The 22,540-nt window shown below is 34.0% G+C and carries 23 protein-coding genes and 1 pseudogene; 15 read left to right on the forward strand and 9 right to left on the reverse strand.

Annotation, left to right across the window (positions count from 1 at the left end; translation table 11 throughout):
* Positions 1-74 precede the first annotated feature (74 nt).
* Positions 75-1,319 (forward strand): peptide chain release factor aRF-1, encoded by a 1,245-nt coding sequence (gene prf1 / locus ACJMLO_RS04140; RefSeq protein WP_405294203.1) that lies wholly within the window; start codon positions 75-77, stop codon positions 1,317-1,319.
* Here the strand turns inward: prf1 and ACJMLO_RS04145 are convergent.
* Positions 1,316-1,552: a hypothetical protein gene (locus ACJMLO_RS04145; protein WP_405294205.1), complete on the reverse strand. Its 237-nt coding sequence runs from the start codon at positions 1,550-1,552 to the stop codon at positions 1,316-1,318. The genes prf1 and ACJMLO_RS04145 overlap by 4 nt on opposite strands.
* Before the next feature lie 470 nt (positions 1,553-2,022).
* Between ACJMLO_RS04145 and gdhA the strand changes: the two genes are divergently transcribed.
* From gdhA to ACJMLO_RS04175, 6 genes are all read left to right on the forward strand, one after another.
* A complete protein-coding gene (gene gdhA, locus ACJMLO_RS04150; protein WP_405294207.1) occupies positions 2,023-3,357 on the forward strand; it encodes an NADP-specific glutamate dehydrogenase in 1,335 nt (444 codons plus the stop codon).
* Between the two features lie 346 nt (positions 3,358-3,703).
* Positions 3,704-6,583: a right-handed parallel beta-helix repeat-containing protein gene (locus tag ACJMLO_RS04155; RefSeq protein WP_405294209.1), complete on the forward strand. Its 2,880-nt coding sequence runs from the start codon at positions 3,704-3,706 to the stop codon at positions 6,581-6,583.
* A gap of 541 nt (positions 6,584-7,124) precedes the next feature.
* Positions 7,125-8,309 carry an ATP-binding protein gene (locus ACJMLO_RS04160; RefSeq protein WP_405294211.1) on the forward strand — a complete coding sequence of 395 codons (1,185 nt, stop codon included), beginning with the start codon at positions 7,125-7,127 and terminating at the stop codon, positions 8,307-8,309.
* A gap of 156 nt (positions 8,310-8,465) precedes the next feature.
* A complete protein-coding gene (locus tag ACJMLO_RS04165) occupies positions 8,466-9,026 on the forward strand; it encodes a hypothetical protein (RefSeq protein ID WP_405294213.1) in 561 nt (186 codons plus the stop codon).
* Positions 9,027-9,107: 81 nt separating this feature from the next.
* Entirely contained in the window at positions 9,108-9,542 is a 435-nt protein-coding gene (locus ACJMLO_RS04170) for a MarR family winged helix-turn-helix transcriptional regulator (RefSeq protein WP_405294215.1), read from the forward strand.
* 5 nt (positions 9,543-9,547) lie between these two features.
* The gene (locus ACJMLO_RS04175) at positions 9,548-10,939 is read left to right on the forward strand and encodes an MFS transporter (protein WP_405294217.1); all 1,392 of its coding nucleotides are present in this window, start codon (positions 9,548-9,550) and stop codon (positions 10,937-10,939) included.
* Between the two features lie 30 nt (positions 10,940-10,969).
* Here ACJMLO_RS04175 and ACJMLO_RS04180 read toward each other — a convergent pair whose 3' ends face one another.
* The gene (locus ACJMLO_RS04180) at positions 10,970-11,446 is read right to left on the reverse strand and encodes a GNAT family N-acetyltransferase (RefSeq protein WP_405294219.1); all 477 of its coding nucleotides are present in this window, start codon (positions 11,444-11,446) and stop codon (positions 10,970-10,972) included.
* A 135-nt stretch (positions 11,447-11,581) separates the two neighbouring features.
* Between ACJMLO_RS04180 and ACJMLO_RS04185 the strand changes: the two genes are divergently transcribed.
* Both ACJMLO_RS04185 and ACJMLO_RS04190 read left to right on the forward strand, forming a co-directional pair.
* Positions 11,582-11,743, forward strand: a complete 162-nt coding sequence (locus ACJMLO_RS04185) for a hypothetical protein (protein WP_405294221.1) — start codon at positions 11,582-11,584, stop codon at positions 11,741-11,743.
* Between the two features lie 68 nt (positions 11,744-11,811).
* A complete protein-coding gene (locus ACJMLO_RS04190; RefSeq protein WP_405294223.1) occupies positions 11,812-12,210 on the forward strand; it encodes a PaaI family thioesterase in 399 nt (132 codons plus the stop codon).
* Between the two features lie 30 nt (positions 12,211-12,240).
* Here ACJMLO_RS04190 and ACJMLO_RS04195 read toward each other — a convergent pair whose 3' ends face one another.
* Together ACJMLO_RS04195 and ACJMLO_RS04200 are read right to left on the reverse strand one after the other, a co-directional pair.
* Complete coding sequence (locus tag ACJMLO_RS04195) at positions 12,241-13,134, reverse strand: tetratricopeptide repeat protein (protein WP_405294225.1); 894 nt, start codon at positions 13,132-13,134, stop codon at positions 12,241-12,243.
* The gene (locus ACJMLO_RS04200) at positions 13,135-13,425 is read right to left on the reverse strand and encodes a hypothetical protein (RefSeq protein WP_405294227.1); all 291 of its coding nucleotides are present in this window, start codon (positions 13,423-13,425) and stop codon (positions 13,135-13,137) included.
* A 675-nt stretch (positions 13,426-14,100) separates the two neighbouring features.
* Between ACJMLO_RS04200 and ACJMLO_RS04205 the strand changes: the two genes are divergently transcribed.
* From ACJMLO_RS04205 to ACJMLO_RS04230, 6 genes and pseudogenes are all read left to right on the forward strand, one after another.
* On the forward strand, positions 14,101-14,619 hold the full coding sequence (locus ACJMLO_RS04205; protein ID WP_405294229.1) for a nitroreductase family protein: 519 nt from the start codon (positions 14,101-14,103) through the stop codon (positions 14,617-14,619).
* An 84-nt stretch (positions 14,620-14,703) separates the two neighbouring features.
* Positions 14,704-14,994 carry a hypothetical protein gene (locus tag ACJMLO_RS04210; RefSeq protein WP_405294230.1) on the forward strand — a complete coding sequence of 97 codons (291 nt, stop codon included), beginning with the start codon at positions 14,704-14,706 and terminating at the stop codon, positions 14,992-14,994.
* Positions 14,995-15,064: 70 nt separating this feature from the next.
* Positions 15,065-15,580 (forward strand): annotated as a pseudogene (mtrA, locus tag ACJMLO_RS04215) (tetrahydromethanopterin S-methyltransferase subunit A); the annotation flags it as partial.
* A 414-nt stretch (positions 15,581-15,994) separates the two neighbouring features.
* Positions 15,995-16,339 (forward strand): hypothetical protein, encoded by a 345-nt coding sequence (locus ACJMLO_RS04220; RefSeq protein ID WP_405294232.1) that lies wholly within the window; start codon positions 15,995-15,997, stop codon positions 16,337-16,339.
* 77 nt (positions 16,340-16,416) lie between these two features.
* The gene (locus ACJMLO_RS04225) at positions 16,417-16,986 is read left to right on the forward strand and encodes a restriction endonuclease subunit S (protein ID WP_405294234.1); all 570 of its coding nucleotides are present in this window, start codon (positions 16,417-16,419) and stop codon (positions 16,984-16,986) included.
* On the forward strand, positions 16,976-18,646 hold the full coding sequence (locus ACJMLO_RS04230) for an N-6 DNA methylase (RefSeq protein WP_405294236.1): 1,671 nt from the start codon (positions 16,976-16,978) through the stop codon (positions 18,644-18,646). The genes ACJMLO_RS04225 and ACJMLO_RS04230 overlap by 11 nt, the downstream gene beginning before the upstream one ends.
* On the opposite strand, the gene ACJMLO_RS04235 is transcribed toward ACJMLO_RS04230, so the two are convergent.
* The 5 genes from ACJMLO_RS04235 to hemC all read right to left on the reverse strand — a co-directional run bounded on the left by ACJMLO_RS04235 (position 18,629) and on the right by hemC (position 22,530).
* A complete protein-coding gene (locus ACJMLO_RS04235) occupies positions 18,629-19,576 on the reverse strand; it encodes an ARPP-1 family domain-containing protein (RefSeq protein ID WP_405294238.1) in 948 nt (315 codons plus the stop codon). The genes ACJMLO_RS04230 and ACJMLO_RS04235 overlap by 18 nt on opposite strands.
* Before the next feature lies 1 nt (position 19,577).
* Positions 19,578-19,952, reverse strand: coding sequence for an HIRAN domain-containing protein (locus ACJMLO_RS04240; protein ID WP_405294240.1), 375 nt, complete (start codon positions 19,950-19,952; stop codon positions 19,578-19,580).
* Positions 19,953-20,068: 116 nt separating this feature from the next.
* On the reverse strand, positions 20,069-20,680 hold the full coding sequence (locus ACJMLO_RS04245) for an orotate phosphoribosyltransferase-like protein (protein WP_405294242.1): 612 nt from the start codon (positions 20,678-20,680) through the stop codon (positions 20,069-20,071).
* Positions 20,681-20,689: 9 nt separating this feature from the next.
* On the reverse strand, positions 20,690-21,646 hold the full coding sequence (locus tag ACJMLO_RS04250; RefSeq protein WP_405294243.1) for a Gfo/Idh/MocA family oxidoreductase: 957 nt from the start codon (positions 21,644-21,646) through the stop codon (positions 20,690-20,692).
* A gap of 14 nt (positions 21,647-21,660) precedes the next feature.
* Positions 21,661-22,530: a hydroxymethylbilane synthase gene (gene hemC, locus ACJMLO_RS04255; protein ID WP_405294245.1), complete on the reverse strand. Its 870-nt coding sequence runs from the start codon at positions 22,528-22,530 to the stop codon at positions 21,661-21,663.
* Positions 22,531-22,540 lie beyond the last annotated feature (10 nt).

Below are 22,540 nucleotides of genomic sequence, written 5' to 3' on the forward strand. Positions count from 1 at the left end.
TTTTTTCATTAATTATTTATAGTTGCATTTATATAATTATATCTATTATATTAATTTAATTTTTATGGGATAACATGGCTAACGTATCATCAAAAGAATTATATGAATTTAAAAAAACATTAAAAGAATTATCAAATAAAAGAGGCAGAGGTACAGAGCTTGTTTCCGTTTATATTCCGCCAACTAAACAGTTAAGTGATGTTGGTAAGCACATGAGAGATGAAATGGGTCAGAGTGCTAACATTAAGAGTAAACAAACAAGAAAAAATGTACAGTCTGCAATTGCAGTAATCTTAGAAAGTATTAAACTATACAGACAACCTCCTGAAAACGGTCTGGTTCTGTTTGTGGGCATGATTCCGAAAGGCGGTCCAGGTACCGAAAAGATGGAAAAATATGTTCTAGAACCTCCTGAACCAGTTCAAACCTACTGGTATAAATGTAATAATGAATTTTTCCTGGAACCTTTGGAATATATGATTGAGGAGCATGATGTCTATGGAGTTGCGGTTATTGATAGAAATGAAGCTACTTACGCTACTTTAAAAGGTAAGAAAGAGACCATACTTGGTCATTTGACTAGTGGTGTTCCCGGAAAGCATAAGGCAGGAGGTCAATCACAGAGAAGGTTTGACCGGGTTATTGAAGATCTTGCTCATCAATTCCTGAAACGTATTGGAGACCATATGAACGAAGCTTTTCTTCCGCTTAAGGATGACTTGAAGGGAATTATCATTGGCGGACCGGGTTTCACTAAAAAGGATTTCTATGATGGAGACTATCTTCAGTATGAACTTAAGGATAAGGTTCTAACCATTGTCGATACTTCATATACTGGTGAAGAGGGCATTCGTGAGGTCATTGCCAAATCTGCTGATGATTTGGAAAACCTTGATGTCATGCATGAAAAAAAGCTGGTTCAAAGATTCATCAAGGAATTAATCAAGGACAAAGGTCTTTCTTCCTATGGTGAGGCGGAAGTTAGGCGCAATCTGATTATGGGTGCGGTTGACATTCTGCTTTTATCTGAAGATTTGACAAGCATGCGCAAGAAATTCGTCTGCTCCGGTTGTGGCCATGAAAAGGATATTACCGTCAAATCACAGGCTGAAGCTGATAACTTGAATGAAAAATGTCCTGAATGTGGTGAAACTTTAAAAGAGCAGGATTCTATTGACTTGGATGACGAGTTTGTTGAATTGGCTGAAGAAATGAATACTGATGTTGAATTTATTTCTACTGAAACTGAAGAAGGTATGCAACTTTTCAGAGCATTTGGTGGTATTGCTGCCGTTCTCAGGTATTATGTGGATTATTAATTATAACAATTTGGGGATTTATCCAAATGTGTTATAATATTATTTATTCTTTTTTCTTTTTTTGTATAATATTCGTTTAAACCTTCTTCCTGACGAATCTGATTTATTAATTTGAAGAACACTTGTTTTGGAACAGGATTTTCTTTGTTCAACTCCACATACAATGAGTGCAGGGTTCTATTTTTGCTCAAATAGTTTTCCTTTAATGCTTCGTATTGGTTTTTTGTGATCATTATAATTACCATTTTGTTTATTAAAAATTAAATTTTGCCCAACTTTAAATATTAATTTGTAAATAATGGTATATAAAGAAGTATGCTTTTATTATTTCTATATTGTTTTGTTTATTTTTTTAGTTTATTTTTTGTTTTTGTTCGGATTTTACTATTTTTGGCTGCCGTTATCCGAACATATTTATTTTTCATTATTCGGAAAGTTTTTGGTGGAAGATGCTTTCCGACTTTGTTTATGAATTGATAATTTTTATTGTTATTTGTAGATTAATATTTAAAAAGGTTTGCAAATTTAATTAAAATTTTACTATTTTTTTATAAATTATTTAATATTTATATTATTTTTACTAATTATTGTTAGTTTATTTTTATTAATTTTGAATAATATTTAAATATGAGAAGATTCAAAGTATTTATTATATTGTTAAAAATTTAATGATATAACTCAAATTTTATTTGGAGGAATATTTTTGTCATACGTAGATGAAGTAATTGAAACTATAATAGAACAAAACCCTTCAGAACCAGAATTCCACCAAGCTGTACGCGAAGTATTGGAATCATTAAGGGTTGTTATTGAAGAAAATGAAGAAGAATTCAGAAAAAATGCACTTCTTGAAAGGTTAACAAACCCAGAAAGACAATTAAAATTCCGTGTCCCATGGATTGATGACGACGGTCAAGTGCAAGTAAATACCGGATACCGTGTACAGTTCAACTCAGCAATCGGACCGTACAAAGGCGGATTAAGGTTCCACCCTTCAGTAAATCTTGGTATTATCAAATTCTTAGGTTTCGAACAAATCTTCAAAAACTCCTTAACTGGACTTCCAATCGGTGGAGGAAAAGGTGGATCTGACTTTGATCCTAAAGGAAAATCCGACAGAGAAATCATGGCATTCTGTCAAAGTTTCATGACCGAATTATGCAAATACATCGGAGCAGACACTGATGTGCCTGCAGGAGATATCGGTGTAGGTGGCCGAGAAATCGGATTCTTATTCGGACAATACAAAAGAATCAGAGGATTATATGAAGGAGTATTAACTGGTAAAGGATTATCATTCGGTGGATCTTTAGCAAGAACCGAAGCTACCGGTTACGGATTATTATACTTCACAAACGCAATGCTTAAAGCAAATGATATTGATATTGCAGGAAAAACCATCCTAGTTTCCGGTGCTGGAAATGTAGCAATCTATGCAATCGAAAAAGCACAACAGTTAGGTGGTAACCCTGTAACCTGTTCCGATTCAACCGGATGGATTTACGATCCAGAAGGAATTGATGTGGAATTACTCAAAGAAGTAAAAGAAGTCAGAAGAGAAAGATTAACCGCTTATGCTGAAGCAAGACCATCCGCTGAATACCATGAAGGTAAAGGTGTATGGACCGTTAAAGCAGACATCGCTCTTCCATGTGCTACCCAAAACGAATTACAGTTAGAAGATGCTAAAAACCTAGTTGCAAATGGTGTTGTTGCAGTTGCTGAAGGAGCAAACATGCCAACCACAATCGAAGCAACCGAATACCTACAGGAAAATGGTGTATTATTCGCACCAGGTAAAGCATCCAATGCTGGTGGAGTAGCAACATCTGCTCTTGAAATGTCACAGAACTCAGAAAGATTATCCTGGACATTTGAAGAAGTTGACTCCAGATTACAAACTATTATGGAAACAATTTTCGCAAATGCTGCTGAAGCTGCTGAAGAATATGGCATGGACAAAAACTATGTTGCAGGAGCAAACATTGCAGGATTCAAGAAAGTTGTTGACGCAATGAACGCTCAAGGAATCGTATAGATTTCCTTGTTTCTTTTTTTCTTTTTTTGATTATTTAAGTTTTATATGAGTTATAAAGAATTTTTACTTTTATAATTATATAATTAACTTATTTTAAACAGTTTTGTTCTTTAGTTAAATTATTTTTTTTCACTTGTTTAGGATTTTTTGGCACTTCCTTGTGTTATATATTAATGTGAAACAGTTTTCATTGTTTAATTTGAATGGAATATTTTATTAATATTCGGGTATAAAATATTATATAAGATAGTGTAGTCTGTACTGAACAACATTTAAATATTTTTTTGTTTAGGTTTATACATTATTTTTAAAAATATTTGTCTTAAAAAAAAGGAGAAAAATAACCATGGAATTCAAGAAAAGCATGATTTTAATAATTCTCACTGTTTTTCTATTCGCAATTGCAGCTGCAAGCGCAAGTGATGTGAATGATATGACACTAGCCAGTGAGGATGCAGGTCAAGTGGAATTGTCCTCAGATATTGAAATTGATGAGGATAATCTGCAAGCAAATAATGATAATACTGCCGGTGCTGAGACCGATTCGGAAATATTGGGTGCCGGCAATGGTACATATAATGATTTACGTAATGATATTGGATCCGGTGGGGATAAGACTCTAACTAAAAGTTATTATCGCTGGACTGATTCTAGTAGTGGAAGCATTGAAATAACAACTTCAGGAGTTATCAATGGTAACGGTGCAGTAATTGATATGGCGGGATCACCTGTCCGTGCATTCTATGTAACATGTGATGGTGTAACACTTAAAAACCTAACAATTAAAAATGCAAACTATTTTGAGAGTGGAGGAGCTATTCAATTCACCAAGTCAGGTACTCTTGAAAATTGTAATTTTATTAATAACAGGGCAACTGGTAATAGTGGTGGTGGTGCTCTTTGGTTTGGTGGCCAGGGTACTGTAAAAAATTGTAATTTTATTAATAACGCTGCTAATAATGGTGGTGCTGTTCAATTCACCAACACAGGTACTCTAGAAAATTGTAATTTTACTAGTAATTCTGCAATACATGCTGGTGGTGCTGTTTATTTTGATAATCAGGGTACTGTAATAAATTGTAATTTTGTCAATAACGCTGCTAATGAGTATGGTGGCGCTATTATGTTTCTTAGTTCTTGTACTGTAGAAAATTGTAATGTTATCAATAACACTGCTAATAATGGTGGTGCAATCAGTGCATCTTCTGGAGGTACTGTTAAAAATTGTAATTTCACTAACAACAAAGCAACCCCTGATTATAATTATGGTGGTGCAATTCGCATGTACGGTAAAGGTACTGTAGAAAATTGTAATTTTACTAAAAACTCTGCTCGTCAGGGTGGTGCTGTTTGGTTTTATGGCGATAGTATTGTAAAAAATTGCCAGTTTAGTGATAATTCTGTTGATGGGAGAGGTGGTGCTGTAGCTTACCATGATGAGTTTGTTGCTAATGTGGAAAATTGTACTTTTACTAATAACAAAGTGAGTGGTTATCAGGCTGGTGCAATCTACTTCAATTCAGGTAGTGTTAAAAATAGTGTGTTCACCGGCAACCATGCTAAAGAAAGTGCTGGTGCAGTCTACTGCGATTCCGGTACTTTAGAAAATTGTAATTTTACTAATAATGCAGTGTCAGAATGGTTTGGTGGCGCTGTTATTTTTAATGGAAACGCTAATTTAGTAAATTGTAATTTCATAGGCAATACTGCACCTCAAGCTGCTGCAGTTTTCTTTTTTGGTGATGTTGTCATTTCCAATTCTTCTTTCTTAGACAATAGGGCGGATGCAGATACTTTACGAGCAGTCCAAATGAGAAATAATATTACAATTACTTTCACAGGTAAGAATAACTTTTTGAATGCGTTTTGTTCAAATCGTGCTATTACAGTTACTAATGTAACCTATTGGGGAGCAAATGGTAAAATCACCAACACTGGAAATTCTACTGTTAGGCTATCCGGATCAAATCTTGAAGCCGGTCAAAATATAAGTGTTTATGGTGTTGTTAACGGCACTACTATAAATAGGGATTATGTCACAGATTCAGAGGGTAAAATTGTTCTTGAAAACATCACCGGCGATTATATTATTTTTATTCGCCATGCTGCAGATTCCTACTACACCGAAGCCAAAAAAACAATTTCAAACATGAACTTTTATGTAAACATCACTTCTCTTACAACCACCAACAAGACTGTTAACATCACTGCAAAATCCAACCTGCCGGACATCATAAATGGTGAATTGCTGTTTATCGTTCCGGGCAGTGACCCAATTATTGCAAGTTTTGATGGAAACGAAACATGGTGGGCAGTACATGCATTTGATGATTATGCAGAATATAAGGTCGATGCACGTGTTGGAGTGGATTATGTAAAAGTTAATGCTGCAAACATAACTGTCATTAGAGCAGATTCAACAATAGTTCTTGATGATGTTGTTTTGAATTATGGAGATTTAATTAAGGTCAATGTAACAACAGACGGTGCTTTGGCCATCACAGCAATGATTGATGATGAGGACATTGGCGTTATTAAGTATGAAATTCCGATTTCAGGTTTAAATGCAGGCATTCACACTTTAACCGTAACAACAATACCTGATAATGATCATGTTGCCGTGACTAAAACTGTTAACATTACTGTTAATAAACTTGAAACTTCACTTTCCGGTGTAAAAGTAACCACTACCTATGGAACCAGTAAAAATCTGGTTATTACTTTAAAAGACGTTAACGCCAATCCTTTAGCAGGCAAAAACGTTACCGTTGTATTGGGCAAAACAGCATATGAAAATATAACCACCAATTCTAAAGGTGAAATCACTATTGCTGTTGCGAAAAATTTAGACCCTAAAACATACACTGCTTCAATCACATTTGATGGCGATACCAATTATGTGAAATCAGCCGGTTCAGTAAATGTGGAAGTTAAAAAGGCAACTCCAAAACTAACTGCTGCTAAAAAGACTTTCAAAAAATCAGCTAAAACCAAAAAATACACAGTCACTTTAAAAACTGACCTAAATGAAGCTATGAAAAAGGTTAAAGTTACTCTAAAAGTTAAAGGTAAAAAATACGTTGCCAAAACCAACAGTAAAGGTAAAGCAACATTTAAAATCAAAAACTTGAAGAAGAAAGGAACTTCCAAAGCAACAGTAACATACAACGGAAATAACTACTACAATGCAGTAACCAAGAAGAATGTTAAAATAATTGTAAAGTAACTCGCTTCGGCAGTTACTTACATTTTTTTTTATGTTGACATATTTTCTTCATTGAGGTTCCTATTAATTGATAATTTTTATATCAAGCATTATTAAAAATAAGGTTAATGTAGGGTGGTTCCACCCAATTCCCGCACAAGGCATCGTATAGATGTCCTTGCTTATTTTTTATTTTTTTTTTTTTTAAGTTGTTTGACTTTTATTTAATTTTTAAACTATTTTTAGTTTTGTTAATTTAAAATTAACTTGTTTTTTATTTGATTTAATTGTTTTGAACTATTTTCATTGATTTAATTTTTTAATTTTTTGTAGGGTGGTTTTGAAAGGTTCATCGTGTTTTTGTGCAAAGTTGCACTTCAATAATTTTTATATTTTTTTTAAATCATATTCTTTGATAGAATAACTTTATGTTTTATTCTAATAAGGAATACTTATTCTCTTAGTGAATAACTTTTATAATTATTCTACTGGAGAATACTTATTCTCTTAGTGAATAACTTTATATTGTATTTAGTGAGATATAATAATTGGAGGTGTTTATATGATACCGTGGGGAACTAGGGAAAATCTTCGTGAAGATGAATTTTACAATAGGGTTGCAGAAATAGACAATCTTAAAAGCCTTTTAAATACTACATCTAATGGAAATGCGCCACAAATTTTGTTGACTGGTCTTAGAGGTGTTGGAAAAACAGTATTTCTTAAAAAAATTAAAAAGGAATTGGATGATGATTACTTGGTGGTATATATCAATTTTTCCAAGGCAGAATGTTATCAAAAAAGAAACATGTCTGTAGTGGGGCTTCTGGAATTTTTCTTTAAAGAATTTCTAATTGAAGCAAAAAATAAGAATTTAAATACTTTAGATAAAAAGATAGAAAAATATTTTAAAGTAAACGATTTTAAAATCAAAGAATTCATACAAATTGATAAGTTTCCAATACCTATTTTTGGCAGTGAAACCAATGTTGAAAAATTAATGGATTTTGTATTGACATTACCTGAAAAGATTCATGAGAACAATTCCGATAAAATAAAAGGAGTGTTGATTTTCATCGATGAATTCCAAATTATTAAGGAATTGGATGATTACAAGGAATCCTTTTTATGGAAATTGAGAAGTTATATACAAAATCAAAATTATATTTCCTATGTTTTTTCCGGATCAATGAGTATGCAGGATGAATTGATTTCTGAAATCGCAAGTCAAAGGGGCGCTTTTGGAGGTAGAATGCTTACAATTAACATATCTCCATTTAGCAAGGAAACAGTAAAATCATATTTAACACAAGAGGCTCCAAATCTAAAATTTACTGATGAGGGATTAGATAGGTTTTATAAATGTACTTCTGGAATTCCAGCATATGTTAATATTTTTGCAACATTGCTTCCAAAGGATATTGAATTGGATGAAACTCTAGTAAAGTCTGAATTTGAAGATAAAATCAAGGTTATTAACACTCACTTAATTGTAATGTGGGATAAATTAACACTTCGTGAGCAATACATCATAATTTCTTTAATCGATGGGCCTTTAAAAAGAAATGAAATTGCAAAAACACTAAATGTTACTACAGGTTCAATTAGTAAACCTTTAGTTAATCTTCAACACCAAAAATTAGTGATTTTGGAAAATAATTCCTACTATTTATCTGAACCAATACTTAAAAGATGGTTAGAATTAGAATTTGAAAAAACTGGGACATATCCATTTAGATTGGATTAATTTTGTTTAAAAAGTAGGGTGGTTCCACCTAATTCTCGCACAATGAGTCGTATAGATTTCCCGGTTCCTTTTTTAATAATTTTAAAAATCATTGCAATATTATTCTTTTTAGCACCCAATACTGTTATTTATATTGGATGGAATAGATAATTTAAATTGAGTTTCATGTTTACATATCCAATTATATTGCGGAAAAAAGATTTGAAAAAGATTTCCAAATATCCTTGCAGTGAAGACATTAAGGATGCCTATATTAAATATTTGACGAATTACTCTTTTGAAGAATTTGTCCGTTATTGTGAAGATAATGACGGAAAGAATTTAGATGATTTGATTTTTAAGTTCGCAGATTTGCAGTTGGAAAAATTTGAACCCAATTCACTTGTTTGGGTTTCTCATGTGATGATTAATTTCATGATTTATTTTAACGTTAATCTGGATTACAATCATTATTATGATGCTTATGCCTCTGTTCTTCAGTTGGCGGTTCTTTCATGTTCCATGAAAATGGCAATAGAGAAAATATCCTTTGCGGAGGTTCCTTTTCCAGATCATTGCGAAAAATGTTTTGAAAAATTTTTTGCAGAATGCCCAGATTTTGAATATGATTTAAAAAAGAACTGTATTTTGGCATACAAATCATTCAATACACCATTTGAATTTACTGGCGATGAATTCTACCTTAAAGTCAAAAATCACTTTGACAATATTAAATAGTTGCTTTTTTAAAATCTTTTTAGTTTCATTTTAAACAGTTTCATTAGAAACATTTATATCATGATAAATTAAACTATTAGTATGGATGAAAAAATTTTTGAAAATGCGCCCTTTATCGCATGGATTCATAATATATCTAAAAACCAATTGAAATACTTAAACTTAAAATTGGCGGATTTGGAGTTGGACCATGATATCAGGCATGTCATATATATTTATGATAATCCAAATATTTCACAGGATGACCTTGTAGGATTTTCAGGTCAAAGCAAGGGCAATATTGCTAAGGTTGTTAAAAAACTTGAGGATAGGGGGTACATTGAAAGGGAAATAAACCCCAACAATCGTCGCAAATACATGTTGAAAACAACATCGAAAGCTGATGAGTTAGTTCCAAAAATTCGTGAAATCTCAAAAGAATGGGAGAGGGAAGTTGGACTAACTGATAATGATGATGAAATTAAAAAAAGAATTAGAGAAATTTCAATCAATTCAATGAAACTTATTGGGGAGTAGTTATTATGAAAATAGATTTTGAAACAATTGTAATATTTGTATCATTCATTACATCATTTTTTGCGGTGTTCCTGTCAAATGGAATAATAATTGGTGTTCCGGCAATTGCACAGGAATTTGTAATGAATAACGTTATCCAGAATTGGATCCCGACTATATTTTTCCTTGTTGTTGCAGTGTTTACTGTTCCGGCAGGTCAGATTTCGGGAAAATTCGGTGTTAAAAAATCACTTCTTGCGGGGATTGTCATTTTTTTGATTGGATCAATAGGTGCGGTCTTATCAATTTCAACAGAATTATTTTTAGTTTTTAGAATAGTTCAAGGTGCAGGCGTTGCATTTCTGAATGTATCTGCTATGGCAATGGTGGTGCAGGCTGTAAAACCACAAAATCGTGGAAAAGCTTTAGGATTTACGGTAACTGGTGTTTATCTTGCAACCTCTTTATCTCCAGTAATTTGCGGATTTTTAGTTCACAATCTCGGATGGAGGTCAATGTTTTACTTTGTTATCCCATTTTTGGTTTTATGCATAATCCTGATGATGGTAAAAATTCCTCAGGAATGGAAAACCTACGAAGGTCAGCCTATTGATAAGTTAGGTTCAGTTTTATGGGGAATAGGTATTTTAACATTCATATACGGATTTACTTCTTTGATAAATACTCAGGGCGTTATCTTAACAATAATCGGAATAGTCATATTGTGCATATTTGGATATTATGAGTTAAAACAGGATGCTCCGGTATTTAATATGAATTTGTTTAAAAACGGTAAGTTCACTTCATCAAATATTGCTGCATTATGCAGTTATCTGGCAATTATGGTTGTTACTACAATTTTAAATTATCATTTCCAGTATGTGCGTGGTTGGAATCCTCAAATGGCAGGTTTGATATTGATTATCACTCCTATCATTATGGCAATTATGGCTCCGAATGCCGGAAAGTTGTCCGACAGGATTCATCCGCAAAAACTTGCCGCTGTCGGAATAGGAATTGCAGCAGTTGCTCTGGGGATACTTGTCTTTTTGAATGCCGAAACTCCGCTTTATGTTGTTGTTTTGGCAATGATTCTGCAGGGGATTGGAATGGGACTGTTCTCAAGTCCAAATATGAATGCGATAATGAGTTCCGTTCCGCCCAAGTACGCTCCAACGGCTTCCGCTTCACAGGCAACAATGAGAACAATAGGTCAGACAATGAGTCTTGGACTTCTGACCCTGGTATTTGCATGGGTAATGGGCAATCTGCAATTGGCTCCTGAATATGCGGGCATGATTGTTCAGGCATCAAACACCATCTGTCTGATTTGTACCGTTGCATGTATTTTGGCGGTGTTTGCTTCACTTGTTGGAATACGCTCAAAAGACGAATTCAATACAAAAAGGGACCAGTAACGGTTCCTTATTTTCTATTTTTTGGTCCAATCATTCTTTAACAAATTTTTCTAAGGCTTCTCCTTTGAAATGGAACAGCTCCCAGTCTTTCATTTCGGCTCCAATATTCAAGTAAAAATCAATGCTGGGTTTGTTCCAGCTTAGACAAGTCCATTCAAAGCGGCCGTAACCTCTGTCAAGTACAATATTGCCAAGTTCCTTTAAAAGTGCTTTTCCATAACCATTTCCACGACATTCCGGCTCAATGAAAAGGTCTTCAAGATGCATATTGACATTTCCGATATAAGTTGAAAAGCTTAAAAAGTACAATGCAAAACCTATTGTCTTGCCATCAAGAATGGCAAATATCACTTCTGCCTGCTTTTCATCAAAAACCCATTTTTCAATGTCGTCTGCAGTTGCTGTTACTTCATCTAATCTTTTTTCATACTCGGCAAGTTTTTTGATATATTCCAAAATTAGTTCACAATCTTTTCTCTCTGCGATTTTGAATGTTAGATTTTCCATATGTTTAGTTTGACTTTTGCATTTAAAAATTTTGACTTCGTCTAAATCTTTATTGTTTTTTGATTATTCAATAGGTTTTAAGCAATTTCGAGTAAAAGTAATGAAGGAATTCTGGAGTCATTTGTTTTTGGCTTTTTGACATCTGTTTGCCGGGTACCGCGCTATAGTGCATATCTGATTTCGCTTATAGCCTTGAGGGTAAGTTCCGGAAGCGGTTTGTATGCTATTTTATTTGCCGGTTTGGTAATTTTAGGAGCTGTCTATCTCCTGTTTGAATCAGTCAAAGTATTGGTTTAGCACTGTCATCTATTTCATTCAAAAACTTAATTAGCCAAAAGCCATAGATAATTAGTTGGTGTAGATTTATGGCTAATTTTGATTCAATAGAAAGTGCAAGGGAATTTTTCTATAAGGACAAGTTCGCAGTCAATACTGGAGTAAAATTGGATGAACTTACAGAAGATAAGGCGGTCTGTTCACTCGAACTCAATGATGACCACAGAAATGCTTATGGTGGAGTGATGGGCGGTGTAATATTTACATTGGCCGATTTTGCATTTGCAGTGCTATCAAATCAGATTCATCAGTTAACTGTTGCTCAGCAGGTAAGCATTAATTATCTCGCCGCTCCAAAAGGTGACACTCTTTTTGCAGAAGCAACCTGCCGTAAAAGTGGTCGCACATCATCAATTATAATCGTCAATATCTCTGATGATGTCGGCAGGGATGTTGCACAGTTTGTTGGAACAGGATTTAAATTATAATAGCTTAATTTAGGAATTCGGGAATATTAATCATTTTTCAAATCCAAGAATTCCATTAATCTTTTTCATACGATAGAGCATTTTAAAAAACTTTTCATGTTCTGTGATTCCTCCACTGGTGGGATTTATTTCAAATGCCTTCTTAAAAGAGTTTATTGCTTTTTCGATATGTCCTGTTCGTATGAACATTTCTCCTTGTGCAAACCAGATTTCATCATATTCGGGACTAATGTCAAGTGCTTTTTCATAATAGTCTTTTGATGCTTTGAAATCATTTCTTTCAAAACTTTCAACTGCTTTCAGCATCAGGTCATGGGAGGTTAGCGTTACATCATTTTTCTTTTTAAGCAGTTGGGATTTCAGATTGATTGCACTTTTGTTTTTTGGGTCTATTTCAAAGACAAGGTTATAGCATGCCTCGGCATCGTCAAATTCATTCAGCTCTACAAGATTTCTTCCCTTTGATAGAAGTGCTATGATGTCCTGGGGGTCTTCCTTTAGCATTCTATCGATATAGTTTAGGGCACTTCTATGGTCCTGGTTCATTTCAAGGTAATGTATTTTGTGATATAGTCCTATAGGGTTGTGGGGATTGATATCCAGCAGTTCATCAATGGTTTCGTTGACATTATCCAATCTTTCAAGTGTTATCAATGCATTAGCTTTAAAGATTAGCATCCTTTCAGTGGTTTGGCGATTTAATTCCTTGTTGCATTCATTTAAAAGCATTTCCGAGTATCCCTTTGCTTTGGCTTTTTCTCCAAGCATATTGTATATTTGGCTTAAGTTGTTAAGAATTGAGATGTTTTCCGGATCCATTGCAAGGCATTTTAAGAGTATCTCCTTTGCCTGAATAAATTCGCCCTTTTCAATGCATTGCTGCGCCTTCTTCATAGTTTTTTCGAAACGGTTTCGTCTCCACATCTAATCACCAATTATATGCTCTGCAAGGTTAAATAAAGCTGCTAAATTATTTGGGTTGAGGTTAAGCAGTTCATTTGTGGTTTCAAGTGACTTGTACGTTTTTTTTAGGTAGTTCAGAGAATTAATTTTACATGTTAACATCTTTTCGGATTTTGGATAGGAGTCGCAGATTTTCACAATGCTTTTGTGATACTTTTCTGATTTTTCGCTTTGTCCCGTAATTTCATAAACCTCAGCAATTTCGCTCATACGTTTTATATTTTCAAAATCAATATTGCTTTTATTTCGCATATTTTTCACCAATTCTTTTTGTAATTAGTTTTTATTGATTTTATTGCTTTTAAATTTATCTATTATAAGTTTAAGTGATTATTGATTTGTTGTTGTTGATATAAGGTCATATAAATATTGTTTTGAAATCGTATTTCATGTTTAAAAATTCATTTGGCATTTTGTATTACTTTTCAATTCGGATATTTTTTTCACGGTCGTATTGGATTCTATCCTTAAATTCCAGGAAGTTTGTTATCCGTGTTTTACTGGATAAATTTGTTTTGAATGGGTTTTTAAATGTTTATATTATGTATGAGGTTTAAATATCTTATTTGGTGTGGATTTCATATTAAAACCATTTACTTTATATGTAATGAAATTAATAACTAATAAGTGACTAATTAACAAGTCGTGAAAAATTTTAATTTCAGGGTCTGCACTGCCGCAGACTCTGAAATTTTTTTATAAGTCCCTGATTGTTGATTTTCACAACATTTTTAATGTTTGCCGTACAAATTTTTCATGTCATTTAATTGAATTTATAATCAATCAAAATGCTGTTTTTATTTAAATCTATTCTTTTAATTTAACATATTTGAAAGTATTTTATTTCAAAACTAATTTTTTTAAGATTGATTTTCATCAATCTATATATCACAACATATAATTATCAATTTTTCTAAAAATATCATCATGGAACTCATGGATGTAATGCTTAAAAGAAGAAGTACTCGGAAATTCAATGATGAAGACATAACAAAAGAGGAACTGGATAAAATCCTTCACTCAGCCCTCTTGGCACCAACCAGCAGGAACAGAAAACCGTGCAATTTCATGGTAATCGAAAGGAAGGAAACCCTGGAGTTGCTGTCCAAATCTAAAGATCATGGGGCCGATTTGTTAAGGGGTGCCAATAAGGCAATTGCCGTTGTTGCTGATACAATGATTGCAGATACCTGGATTGAAGATTCATCCATTGCACTGACCTATATGCATCTGATGGCGACAGAGTTGGGTCTTGGAAGCTGTTGGGTACAAATTCATCTGAGAAGTAGGGATGGTGTTGATTCACAGGAAATTGTTCGTGATATCCTGAAAATAGATGATCATTATAAAATAGTTGGGGTTCTTGCATTGGGCCATTCTGATGACATTCCTGAAGCTCACAGCATTGAAGATGTGGACAAAGGCAAGATACATTTTTTAGTTTAACCACTTTTCACCCTTGAGAAGTTACAAAATCTTTATTAATATTTCAAATAAACTTTTATATATAATTAGTGAGAGGGTATTGAAATGCACGTTAAGGAACTATTGGATGAATTAGATATTAGAGTAAAATTGCCTCAGCACTGGTATTCAACAGACATCAGCAATGACTTTGAAGATGCGGAACTTCTTCAAAATGACGATATCATTAAAATCGAGACTGTCAGTGAGAAAAACACTAAATTGATTCTCATAGATGTTGGCGATGGAATGAGCATCGTTACAAAATTCCCTGATGGAAAGGTCATTGGCGTTAAGTACCTGCAAAACAAAGATGACTTTGAATACATTGGAAAACCTTCTGAGTTGTATTATTGATTGGGTCACTACAAAATATTTAAATATTCTTTCGTATATATCCACAATTATAAATTAGGAGGAATAAAGTATGGTTGATAAAAAAGCTCCTGCAGATGGTTGGCCTGTTATTAGTGGAGACTATATTGTAGGGGATCCGGAAAGTCCTGTTGCAGTAACTACTCTTGCTTCACACATTGAAGCCGAATTGTCCGGAGCAGCTATTGCTGGACCATGTAAGACTGAAAATTTAGGTATTGAAAAAGTTGTAGCAAACATTATATCAAATCCGAACATTAGATTTTTGATTTTGGCTGGCGCGGAAGTGCAGGGCCACATTACCGGTCAAAGTTTCAAAGCATTGCATGAGAATGGTGCAGACCCTGACAAAAAGAAAATTATCGGGGCTACAGGAGCAATTCCTTTTGTAGAAAATGTTCCTCTTGAAGGGGTTGAAAGATTCCAGCAGCAATTGGAGATTGTTGATTTAATCGACACGGAAGACATTGGGGCAATCCAGTCCAAAATCAATGAATGTGTTGAAAAAGATCCTGGAGCTATTGAAGCCGATCCGATTGTAATGGAAGTTGACGAAGAAGAAGAAAAGATGGTCATTGTTGACAAAAAAGATTCCAAGAAAAAAGCTGAGGCATAAATGTCTCAGTATTTGCTATTTTTTTAAAAACCTGAATTGAATCTATTCAATTCATTAATTTTTTCAATATTGTATGCTTGTTTTTCCATGTTTGCATATCCTATTTTTTGTGTGCATGCGCATTTTCACTTTTTTGCATTTTCTTAAAAAATACAAAAACTTTATATATAACCTAAAACAGATAGATTATTACAGTCGAAATACTGTAATTTTCTAAAAAATATAACTTAAAATAATTAAGTTTATATACTATAAGAATTAATGTATTATTACAAAGATGTATATCTTTTTAAAAAATACATTAATTTCAAATCCACGCCATTGTATTTTAAGGTGATATATAAAAAAATAAAGTGAGGTAATAATATGGACTCAAAAATTAACTGGAGCGAAAAGGTAAAAAATCTTGACAATAACATAAGAAAAGAGATTGGTATTGAAGAGGAAAATGATGCTAAACACATCTTGATTAAAGTACAGACAAAATCAGCCGAAGCCATTGAACCTGCATTCATTGTTGGTGAAGATGAAACATTCCTTGATTTGTTTGTATTGTCTCCACAGGGACCGGGAATCACATCCACTGCTGTTTTGAAAGATAATATTCAAAGTGTCGGAGTGATTGGAGGAATTTCCGCTGAAAAAGTCGACCCGTCCGATATCCCTGATGAAACACCACTGCTTGATGATATATCAGGCCTTTACCAATAGCTTAGTTTTGGCTCACCACCAAAACTAATGCTCATTCAACCACCATTTAAAAAATAACTTTCTCTAAAGGGATTTAAATGCAAAAGATAATACTCAATAATATAGCAGAAATATTTTCTGGCCTGTCATATAGGCGTTATTTAGATGAAAGTGGAGAGGACTTCAAAATCATAGTTCAAAGATCCATAAAAAGGGATGGTGAACTATCTGATTTTGAAGAGGCATCTCTTAAAGGCAATATCAAGGACAGATATTTCACTCAAAAAAATGATGTTCTGATGAAAATGACCTATCCCTATGACGTTGTTTGCGTCAATGAGGAAAAACTTGTCGTAAGTGACAGAATTGCAATAATAAGGCTTGAAAAAGGCTATGACCCTGATTTTATTTCACATCTATTGACCAATGCTCATATTAAAAAACAACTCCATGAACTTGGAGGCAGCGGAAAAATCCCTCATACATCACTTAAGGAAATAAAGCAACTCCAGCTATTTGTTCCGGATTTCAAAATACAAAAGAAATACGGAGAACTTCTAAACACAATCAACGATAAGATATTTGAAGATTTGCGTCAGGTCGATTATGACAGGCGCCTCAAGGAAGCAATTTTAAATGATTTGTGGGAGGCCAATAATGAACTATAGAAAATCCACAAACCGCAATACCCTAAAACAGATAATGCATTATTTAAGAAGGGATGAACTGCCTCCGGAAACTGACTTTATTATTCTATACTCTTTTTTATACAAGTATTGTTCTGATCACACCAAATCATCATTGTTGTTTGAACTGAAAAGTAAGAAAATCAGCATATCCGAAGCTTATCGAAGCGGAATATTTCAGTCTGAAATAAGCCTTGACTTATTGAAGTTAAACGGATTTTTCATTAAAAAACCTGAAGCATTCATTGAAGAGGTAGTTAACGCCAATTACTTAAAACCTGGGTTTCTTCAGGAATTTTTAAGAGTATTCCCGGAATTTACGATATTCAACTCTGAATATCATAATATGCAGTATTTTGATCATCTCTTTAAGATAACAGATGAGATAATCCACAGATTCAAGTTCGACAGCCAAGCAAACAAGAACCTCTGCGAAATAATCTATCTGATTTCAAAACTGAATGTGATGGAGGATGATTTGGGCTTCGATGAGGTTTTCAGCATACTTTCATCATCAAGATACATTAGCACCGAATCCAATCCCGAATACATTACACAAGTATTGTCTGAAATAATTTTAACCGAGAAAAAGACTGTAAACAGTGTTTATGATCCATTCATGAAGGATGGAAAATCCATAACACAATTGAATGATAGGCTGAAAAATGGGCTGAAATACTGTTATGGTAAGGATGTTAACGAATTGAATTTCTTATATTCCATGGCGAAATTTTTCATGAAGGGATTTTCATTCAACAATGTATTTTTAAAACATGAGGACGCTCTTGATTCGGTTGACATTAATGGCGCATCATTTGACGTTATCATTTCAAGAGTTCCGATAGCCATTAAAAACTACTATTCATCAAATGTTAAACAGAATATGGAAATTGCAAAAAGGAATAAGCGCAGTGAACTTGAAAACATTCTTTTGAATAACTTCGGAATGGACGGCGATTCCTTTAAGCAGGACAACGAATTAAATCAGGCTTTGGAAAATCTTGTTGAAAAAATTGATTTCAATGATTCGGCAATGGAGTTTAAAGGCCAATATGAATCATTAAGGGATAGCGAATTTTTATTTTTAATCAATCTCGTGGAGGCCTTAAACCAAGATGGGATCATGGCCATAAGCATCTCTGAAAATTTCCTGTTTAAGGATTCCCTTGAAATCCTTAGGAGGTACCTGACTCTTGAAAAAAATTACATTGATGCAATAATTCGAATTCCAAATGAATTTATCCGTTCAAGACCTGAAGTTGTTATAGTATTTAGAAAAGACAGGTCTCGTGAGGATATTCTCTTCATTGACATGTCTTCTGAGTACGATACTCAGAAAAACGCATATACATTTCCGGGTTTATTTAGAAATAGTTTAGTTTTGGATGAAAATACCATAAGCAAAATGAGAAACGTATTCCTAAACAGGATTGCAATGCCCAAATATTCTAATTTGATTTCAATGGATGAAATTGAGGATAATGATTTCAATCTTTCTGTTTCTCGTTATGTGGATACATTTGAAGGGGAATTTGTTTCGCTTGAGGATTTGGCATCACAAAAGCAGGACATCGACCTTAATCTCAGGAAGTTAAATTTAAAAATTAAAAAAATGATGGATGAATTAGATATCCGTTTTTAATGCGATATCTTCCTGAAATTCATCACCGACTTTTTCTTCCATTTTTTTAAAGTAGGATATGTGCACGATTTCATTTTCAAAGGTGTATAATTTCCCAAGACCTTCCTGATTTTCAAAATCGAAGAATTCCTCCAGACCTTTACTTTCTCTTTTTTCAAATGTTGAATTGAAGGCATCAGCGATTATTTTGTGTGCAGTATCAATATTTATTGCAAAGGCCTTATCTTTAATTTCAGCATCAATCAGGTAACTTTTCAGTATTTTTTCATGAAATGCCCGGTATATGCTGTTGTTTAGGAATATTTCAAATCCTTTGATTTCTCCGTCAACGATTATTAAAATGCCATTTTGTCCATCGGCAACGCTGAATTCTTCAATGAACTTGTTATGGTCGATTTTCAGTTGTTCGTAACTTTCCTGCATTGCACTTGTAGGGGATACGAAGGAATTTTTGACTTCCAAATCATTAATTGAAGACCATACGGTATCCTGAAAGGATGATGTCTTTCTTGAGGCATATTCCTTGGCCCTGCGGGTTTTGTAATTTGCAATATAGTTGGAATTTTTAAATTCGCTTTTGTATGCCCATCTTCCCTTTTCAGTGCAGCTTACGGGAACTTTCATATCACTTTTGGCTGCAATGATGGTTGTGGCATTAACAAGACGGTTTTGGTCACCTCCAACCACTTCCTCCCCATCAATTAAAATCAGTGGAGTCACAGCATTGTTTTTGACAATTAATGTGTTTACGGTTGAGACTTCACATTCCTTGACTTCAACCAATCCCAGTTCAAATCCCTTTTTAAGTGTCAGGAGATCTAATTTTGTATTTGAATTGCTTTTAATAGGAATTATGCTAATGTTTCTGTAGGATTGAGGAGCTAAAAGTTCAATGTTGCTATTGATTTCCTCTAAATTTGAAATTATCATGTTATTCACCTTTCAGTTCAACTTTTGACAAGTCTTCACAAAGGTAGTGGACATCGCTTTCCTCGTCTTTTATTTCTTCGGTTAACTCTTCAATTGACAGCACTTTTGCAATAACATTTTTGCCTTTGATGAATTGTATTTTTGCAAAGTATTCGTCTGAAATCTTGTCGTATAATCTTCCGGCGCTCATTGTTCCGCGAATTACTGTCTGGATACTGTTTGATACATAGCCGATTTTTCCAAAATATCTCATTTCGCAGGCTATTGCTTCATCATCATATTTATTTTCCGGTTCTTTTACTAATTTTACAATTCCATTTAGAACCAGGGGTTTTTGTCCGTGCAAATCGTCAAATGCTATCACTGTAATATACATTTTTCATCACCTTGTGTATATCTTGTGTATTAATGTTATATAAGGTTATCTGAAAAAATTTTCAATCGATGGTTTTTGGTGGTTAAAAAGAGGAAAATAAAATAAAAAAAGTAGATTTATAATCTACTTACTTTAATTAAAGATTCAACAGGAACGCCTTCAATTTCAGAAAGGCCTGCTTTATCGATTAATACTGTAACACAGGTAGGTTCTCCGCCGAGATCTTTAACAGTATGAATAACTTCTTTTGCGGTTTTTCCACTTGTAATTACATCATCAACAATAACGACTTTTTTGCCTTCAACGGTTCCGAAGTTGGTACTGATGGTACCTTCATCGTCACTTTCTTCAGCATCTTTTCTGTGCTTGTGAGGGTGGAAAATAGCTAATGAAGTGTCTTCTCCACTCATATCTTCCATCAAATCTGCCATTACAGTTGCAAAAGGAATGCCGCTTACTGCAATGCCTACAACAGTATCGACATCTCCATGTGATAATGCCATGTCACTTAAAGCACCTGAAACATAACTTAAACGGGTGGAATTTCCACCAATGCTTTTCCAATTAATGGCAAAGTCAACAGGAGCTTCGGCTTTTACTTCGGTTGTTTTTTGAAGAGTAAGCCATCTTGCGGTATCCATACTTACATTAAGTTCGTCGGCTATTTCTCCGGTTGTAAATCCGTGTTGTCTTAATTCTTGTGCCTTTTCTATTAATTTTCCTTTCACATTATCACCTTATTGAAGTTCTTCAAAACTAATTGGTTTATGTTCTTTGGAGGATCTGTTTGCAGCAATAACCATTTGAAGAGCTTTCAGTCCATCTTCACCAGTGATTTCTGGTTCTGTACCGTTCATTACTGCATTTAAAAATGATTTCAATTCACTTTTAAGTGGTTCTTCATGTTTGATTTGGATATCTTGAGCAAATTTGCCGTATACTTCGATACTTTGTTTGATATAGTCAACAGAGATGATTCCTGCGGTACCGGTAAGTTCCAATTCTCTGCGTTTATATGGAGTAAGCCAGTTAACTTCAATGATTCCAGTGGATTCGTTGTCAAAGTTAACCATGATTTCTGCATGGTCCTCAAATTCACTGTCGTCGAAACTGCTGTTCATGCTGCCGTAAACCTGAGTCACTTCTTCTTCAAATAGGTAATTCATAATATCTAAATCGTGAATAGCTAAATCTATTGAAACACCAACATCCTTGATTCTTGGTGGGAGAGGTCCTACTCTTTTTGCAAATGCAGAAACAACATCTCCAATTACTCCATCCTCAATAAGTTCTTTAGCCTTTTGAACTGCAGGATTGAATCTTTCAACATGTCCTGTTGCGAGCATGACTCCTGCTTCTTTGGCTGCAGTAATCATTTCTTCAGCTTCTTCCAATGTGAATGCTATAGGCTTTTCAACCAAAACATGTTTTCCGTGGTGTATGGCTTCCATAACGACGTCATGGTGGAATGTTGTTGGTACACATACGCTTACGGCTTCGATTTCAGGGTTTTCTAATAAATCACTGTATTCAGTATATCCTTTAGCGCCATATTTTTTCTCAATTTTCTTAAGCGCTCTTTCGCTTACATCACTTACAGCGATTAAATTTGCTTCTTCCATTTTATGGTAGACACGAACATGGTTTTCACCCATCGCTCCTACTCCGACAACTCCTACGTTTATAGTTTTCAATTTAATTCCTCCGTTTAAACATAATCTGTGAAAATTTTTCCGATGCGTCTGCCAAGTTCAAGCGCATCTTTGATGGATCCCTTTTCACTTTGCTCTTTAAGGATTTCTCCTTGTTTGGTTAATAATATTGAATAAATATTAAATTGATTGTTGTTCATGCGTGCTATTGAACCGATTGGCCATTGGCAGCCAACCCCCAGCTCTTCCAGTACTTTTTTTTCACAAACAACTTCTTGCATTGAGATGTAATCATTCAATTTTGAAATTGCTTCTTTTTTATCAGAATCCTTTCTAGTTATAATGGCCAATGCCCCTTGACCAGCAGGGGGAGTAATGTAATCTAGTGGAAATACATTTTTGATGTATTTGGTTAAATTCAACCTTTTCAATCCGGCTTCGGCCATGATTGTTGCATCCAAATCGCTTTCTAATGCTTTTTGAATTCGGGTTTCAATATTTCCTCTGATAGGTTTAAGTTCAAATTCTTTGTTGTAATGATTACAAAAAGCTTCTCTTCTAAGGCTGCTTGTTCCAAGCTTTGAACCTGGACCCAATTCATTCCAGTCCTTTTTAGAAATCAATACTTCATTTGGAGATTCACGTTTTGGAACGGCTACAATTTCTAAATCTTCATCCAATTCAGTAGGCAAATCCTTAAAACTGTGTACTGTAAAATCAACTTCCTCTTCTAAAAGAGCGATATCCAATTCTTTTGTAAAAAGCCCTTTTGAATCCATATTATATAGCTGGGATGTAGTAATTTTATCTCCTTTTGTCTTTATTATTTCTACATCAATAGATTCTCCGGTTATTTTAGATAAATCGGCACATACTTGGTTAGTTTGTGCTAAAGCTAATTGACTACCGCGTGTTCCCACAATCATTAATTATCTC

The organism is Methanobrevibacter sp. (assembly GCF_045120835.1).
Lineage (GTDB): Archaea > Methanobacteriota > Methanobacteria > Methanobacteriales > Methanobacteriaceae > Methanocatella.

What these genes read in the sequence shown, in the direction of transcription:
- ACJMLO_RS04210 (WP_405294230.1), top strand. Translation starts at nt 14,704, where the DNA reads ATGCACGTTAAGGAACTATTGGATGAATTAGATATTAGAGTAAAATTG.
- prf1 (WP_405294203.1), top strand. Translation starts at nt 75, where the DNA reads ATGGCTAACGTATCATCAAAAGAATTATATGAATTTAAAAAAACATTA.
- ACJMLO_RS04240 (WP_405294240.1), bottom strand. Translation starts at nt 19,952, where the DNA reads ATGTATATTACAGTGATAGCATTTGACGATTTGCACGGACAAAAACCC.
- ACJMLO_RS04220 (WP_405294232.1), top strand. Translation starts at nt 15,995, where the DNA reads ATGGACTCAAAAATTAACTGGAGCGAAAAGGTAAAAAATCTTGACAAT.
- ACJMLO_RS04190 (WP_405294223.1), top strand. Translation starts at nt 11,812, where the DNA reads ATGGCTAATTTTGATTCAATAGAAAGTGCAAGGGAATTTTTCTATAAG.
- ACJMLO_RS04235 (WP_405294238.1), bottom strand. Translation starts at nt 19,576, where the DNA reads ATGATAATTTCAAATTTAGAGGAAATCAATAGCAACATTGAACTTTTA.
- ACJMLO_RS04230 (WP_405294236.1), top strand. Translation starts at nt 16,976, where the DNA reads ATGAACTATAGAAAATCCACAAACCGCAATACCCTAAAACAGATAATG.
- ACJMLO_RS04205 (WP_405294229.1), top strand. Translation starts at nt 14,101, where the DNA reads ATGGAACTCATGGATGTAATGCTTAAAAGAAGAAGTACTCGGAAATTC.
- hemC (WP_405294245.1), bottom strand. Translation starts at nt 22,530, where the DNA reads ATGATTGTGGGAACACGCGGTAGTCAATTAGCTTTAGCACAAACTAAC.
- ACJMLO_RS04225 (WP_405294234.1), top strand. Translation starts at nt 16,417, where the DNA reads ATGCAAAAGATAATACTCAATAATATAGCAGAAATATTTTCTGGCCTG.
- ACJMLO_RS04170 (WP_405294215.1), top strand. Translation starts at nt 9,108, where the DNA reads ATGGATGAAAAAATTTTTGAAAATGCGCCCTTTATCGCATGGATTCAT.
- ACJMLO_RS04160 (WP_405294211.1), top strand. Translation starts at nt 7,125, where the DNA reads ATGATACCGTGGGGAACTAGGGAAAATCTTCGTGAAGATGAATTTTAC.
- ACJMLO_RS04145 (WP_405294205.1), bottom strand. Translation starts at nt 1,552, where the DNA reads ATGATCACAAAAAACCAATACGAAGCATTAAAGGAAAACTATTTGAGC.
- ACJMLO_RS04180 (WP_405294219.1), bottom strand. Translation starts at nt 11,446, where the DNA reads ATGGAAAATCTAACATTCAAAATCGCAGAGAGAAAAGATTGTGAACTA.
- ACJMLO_RS04155 (WP_405294209.1), top strand. Translation starts at nt 3,704, where the DNA reads ATGGAATTCAAGAAAAGCATGATTTTAATAATTCTCACTGTTTTTCTA.
- ACJMLO_RS04175 (WP_405294217.1), top strand. Translation starts at nt 9,548, where the DNA reads ATGAAAATAGATTTTGAAACAATTGTAATATTTGTATCATTCATTACA.
- ACJMLO_RS04200 (WP_405294227.1), bottom strand. Translation starts at nt 13,425, where the DNA reads ATGCGAAATAAAAGCAATATTGATTTTGAAAATATAAAACGTATGAGC.
- ACJMLO_RS04195 (WP_405294225.1), bottom strand. Translation starts at nt 13,134, where the DNA reads ATGTGGAGACGAAACCGTTTCGAAAAAACTATGAAGAAGGCGCAGCAA.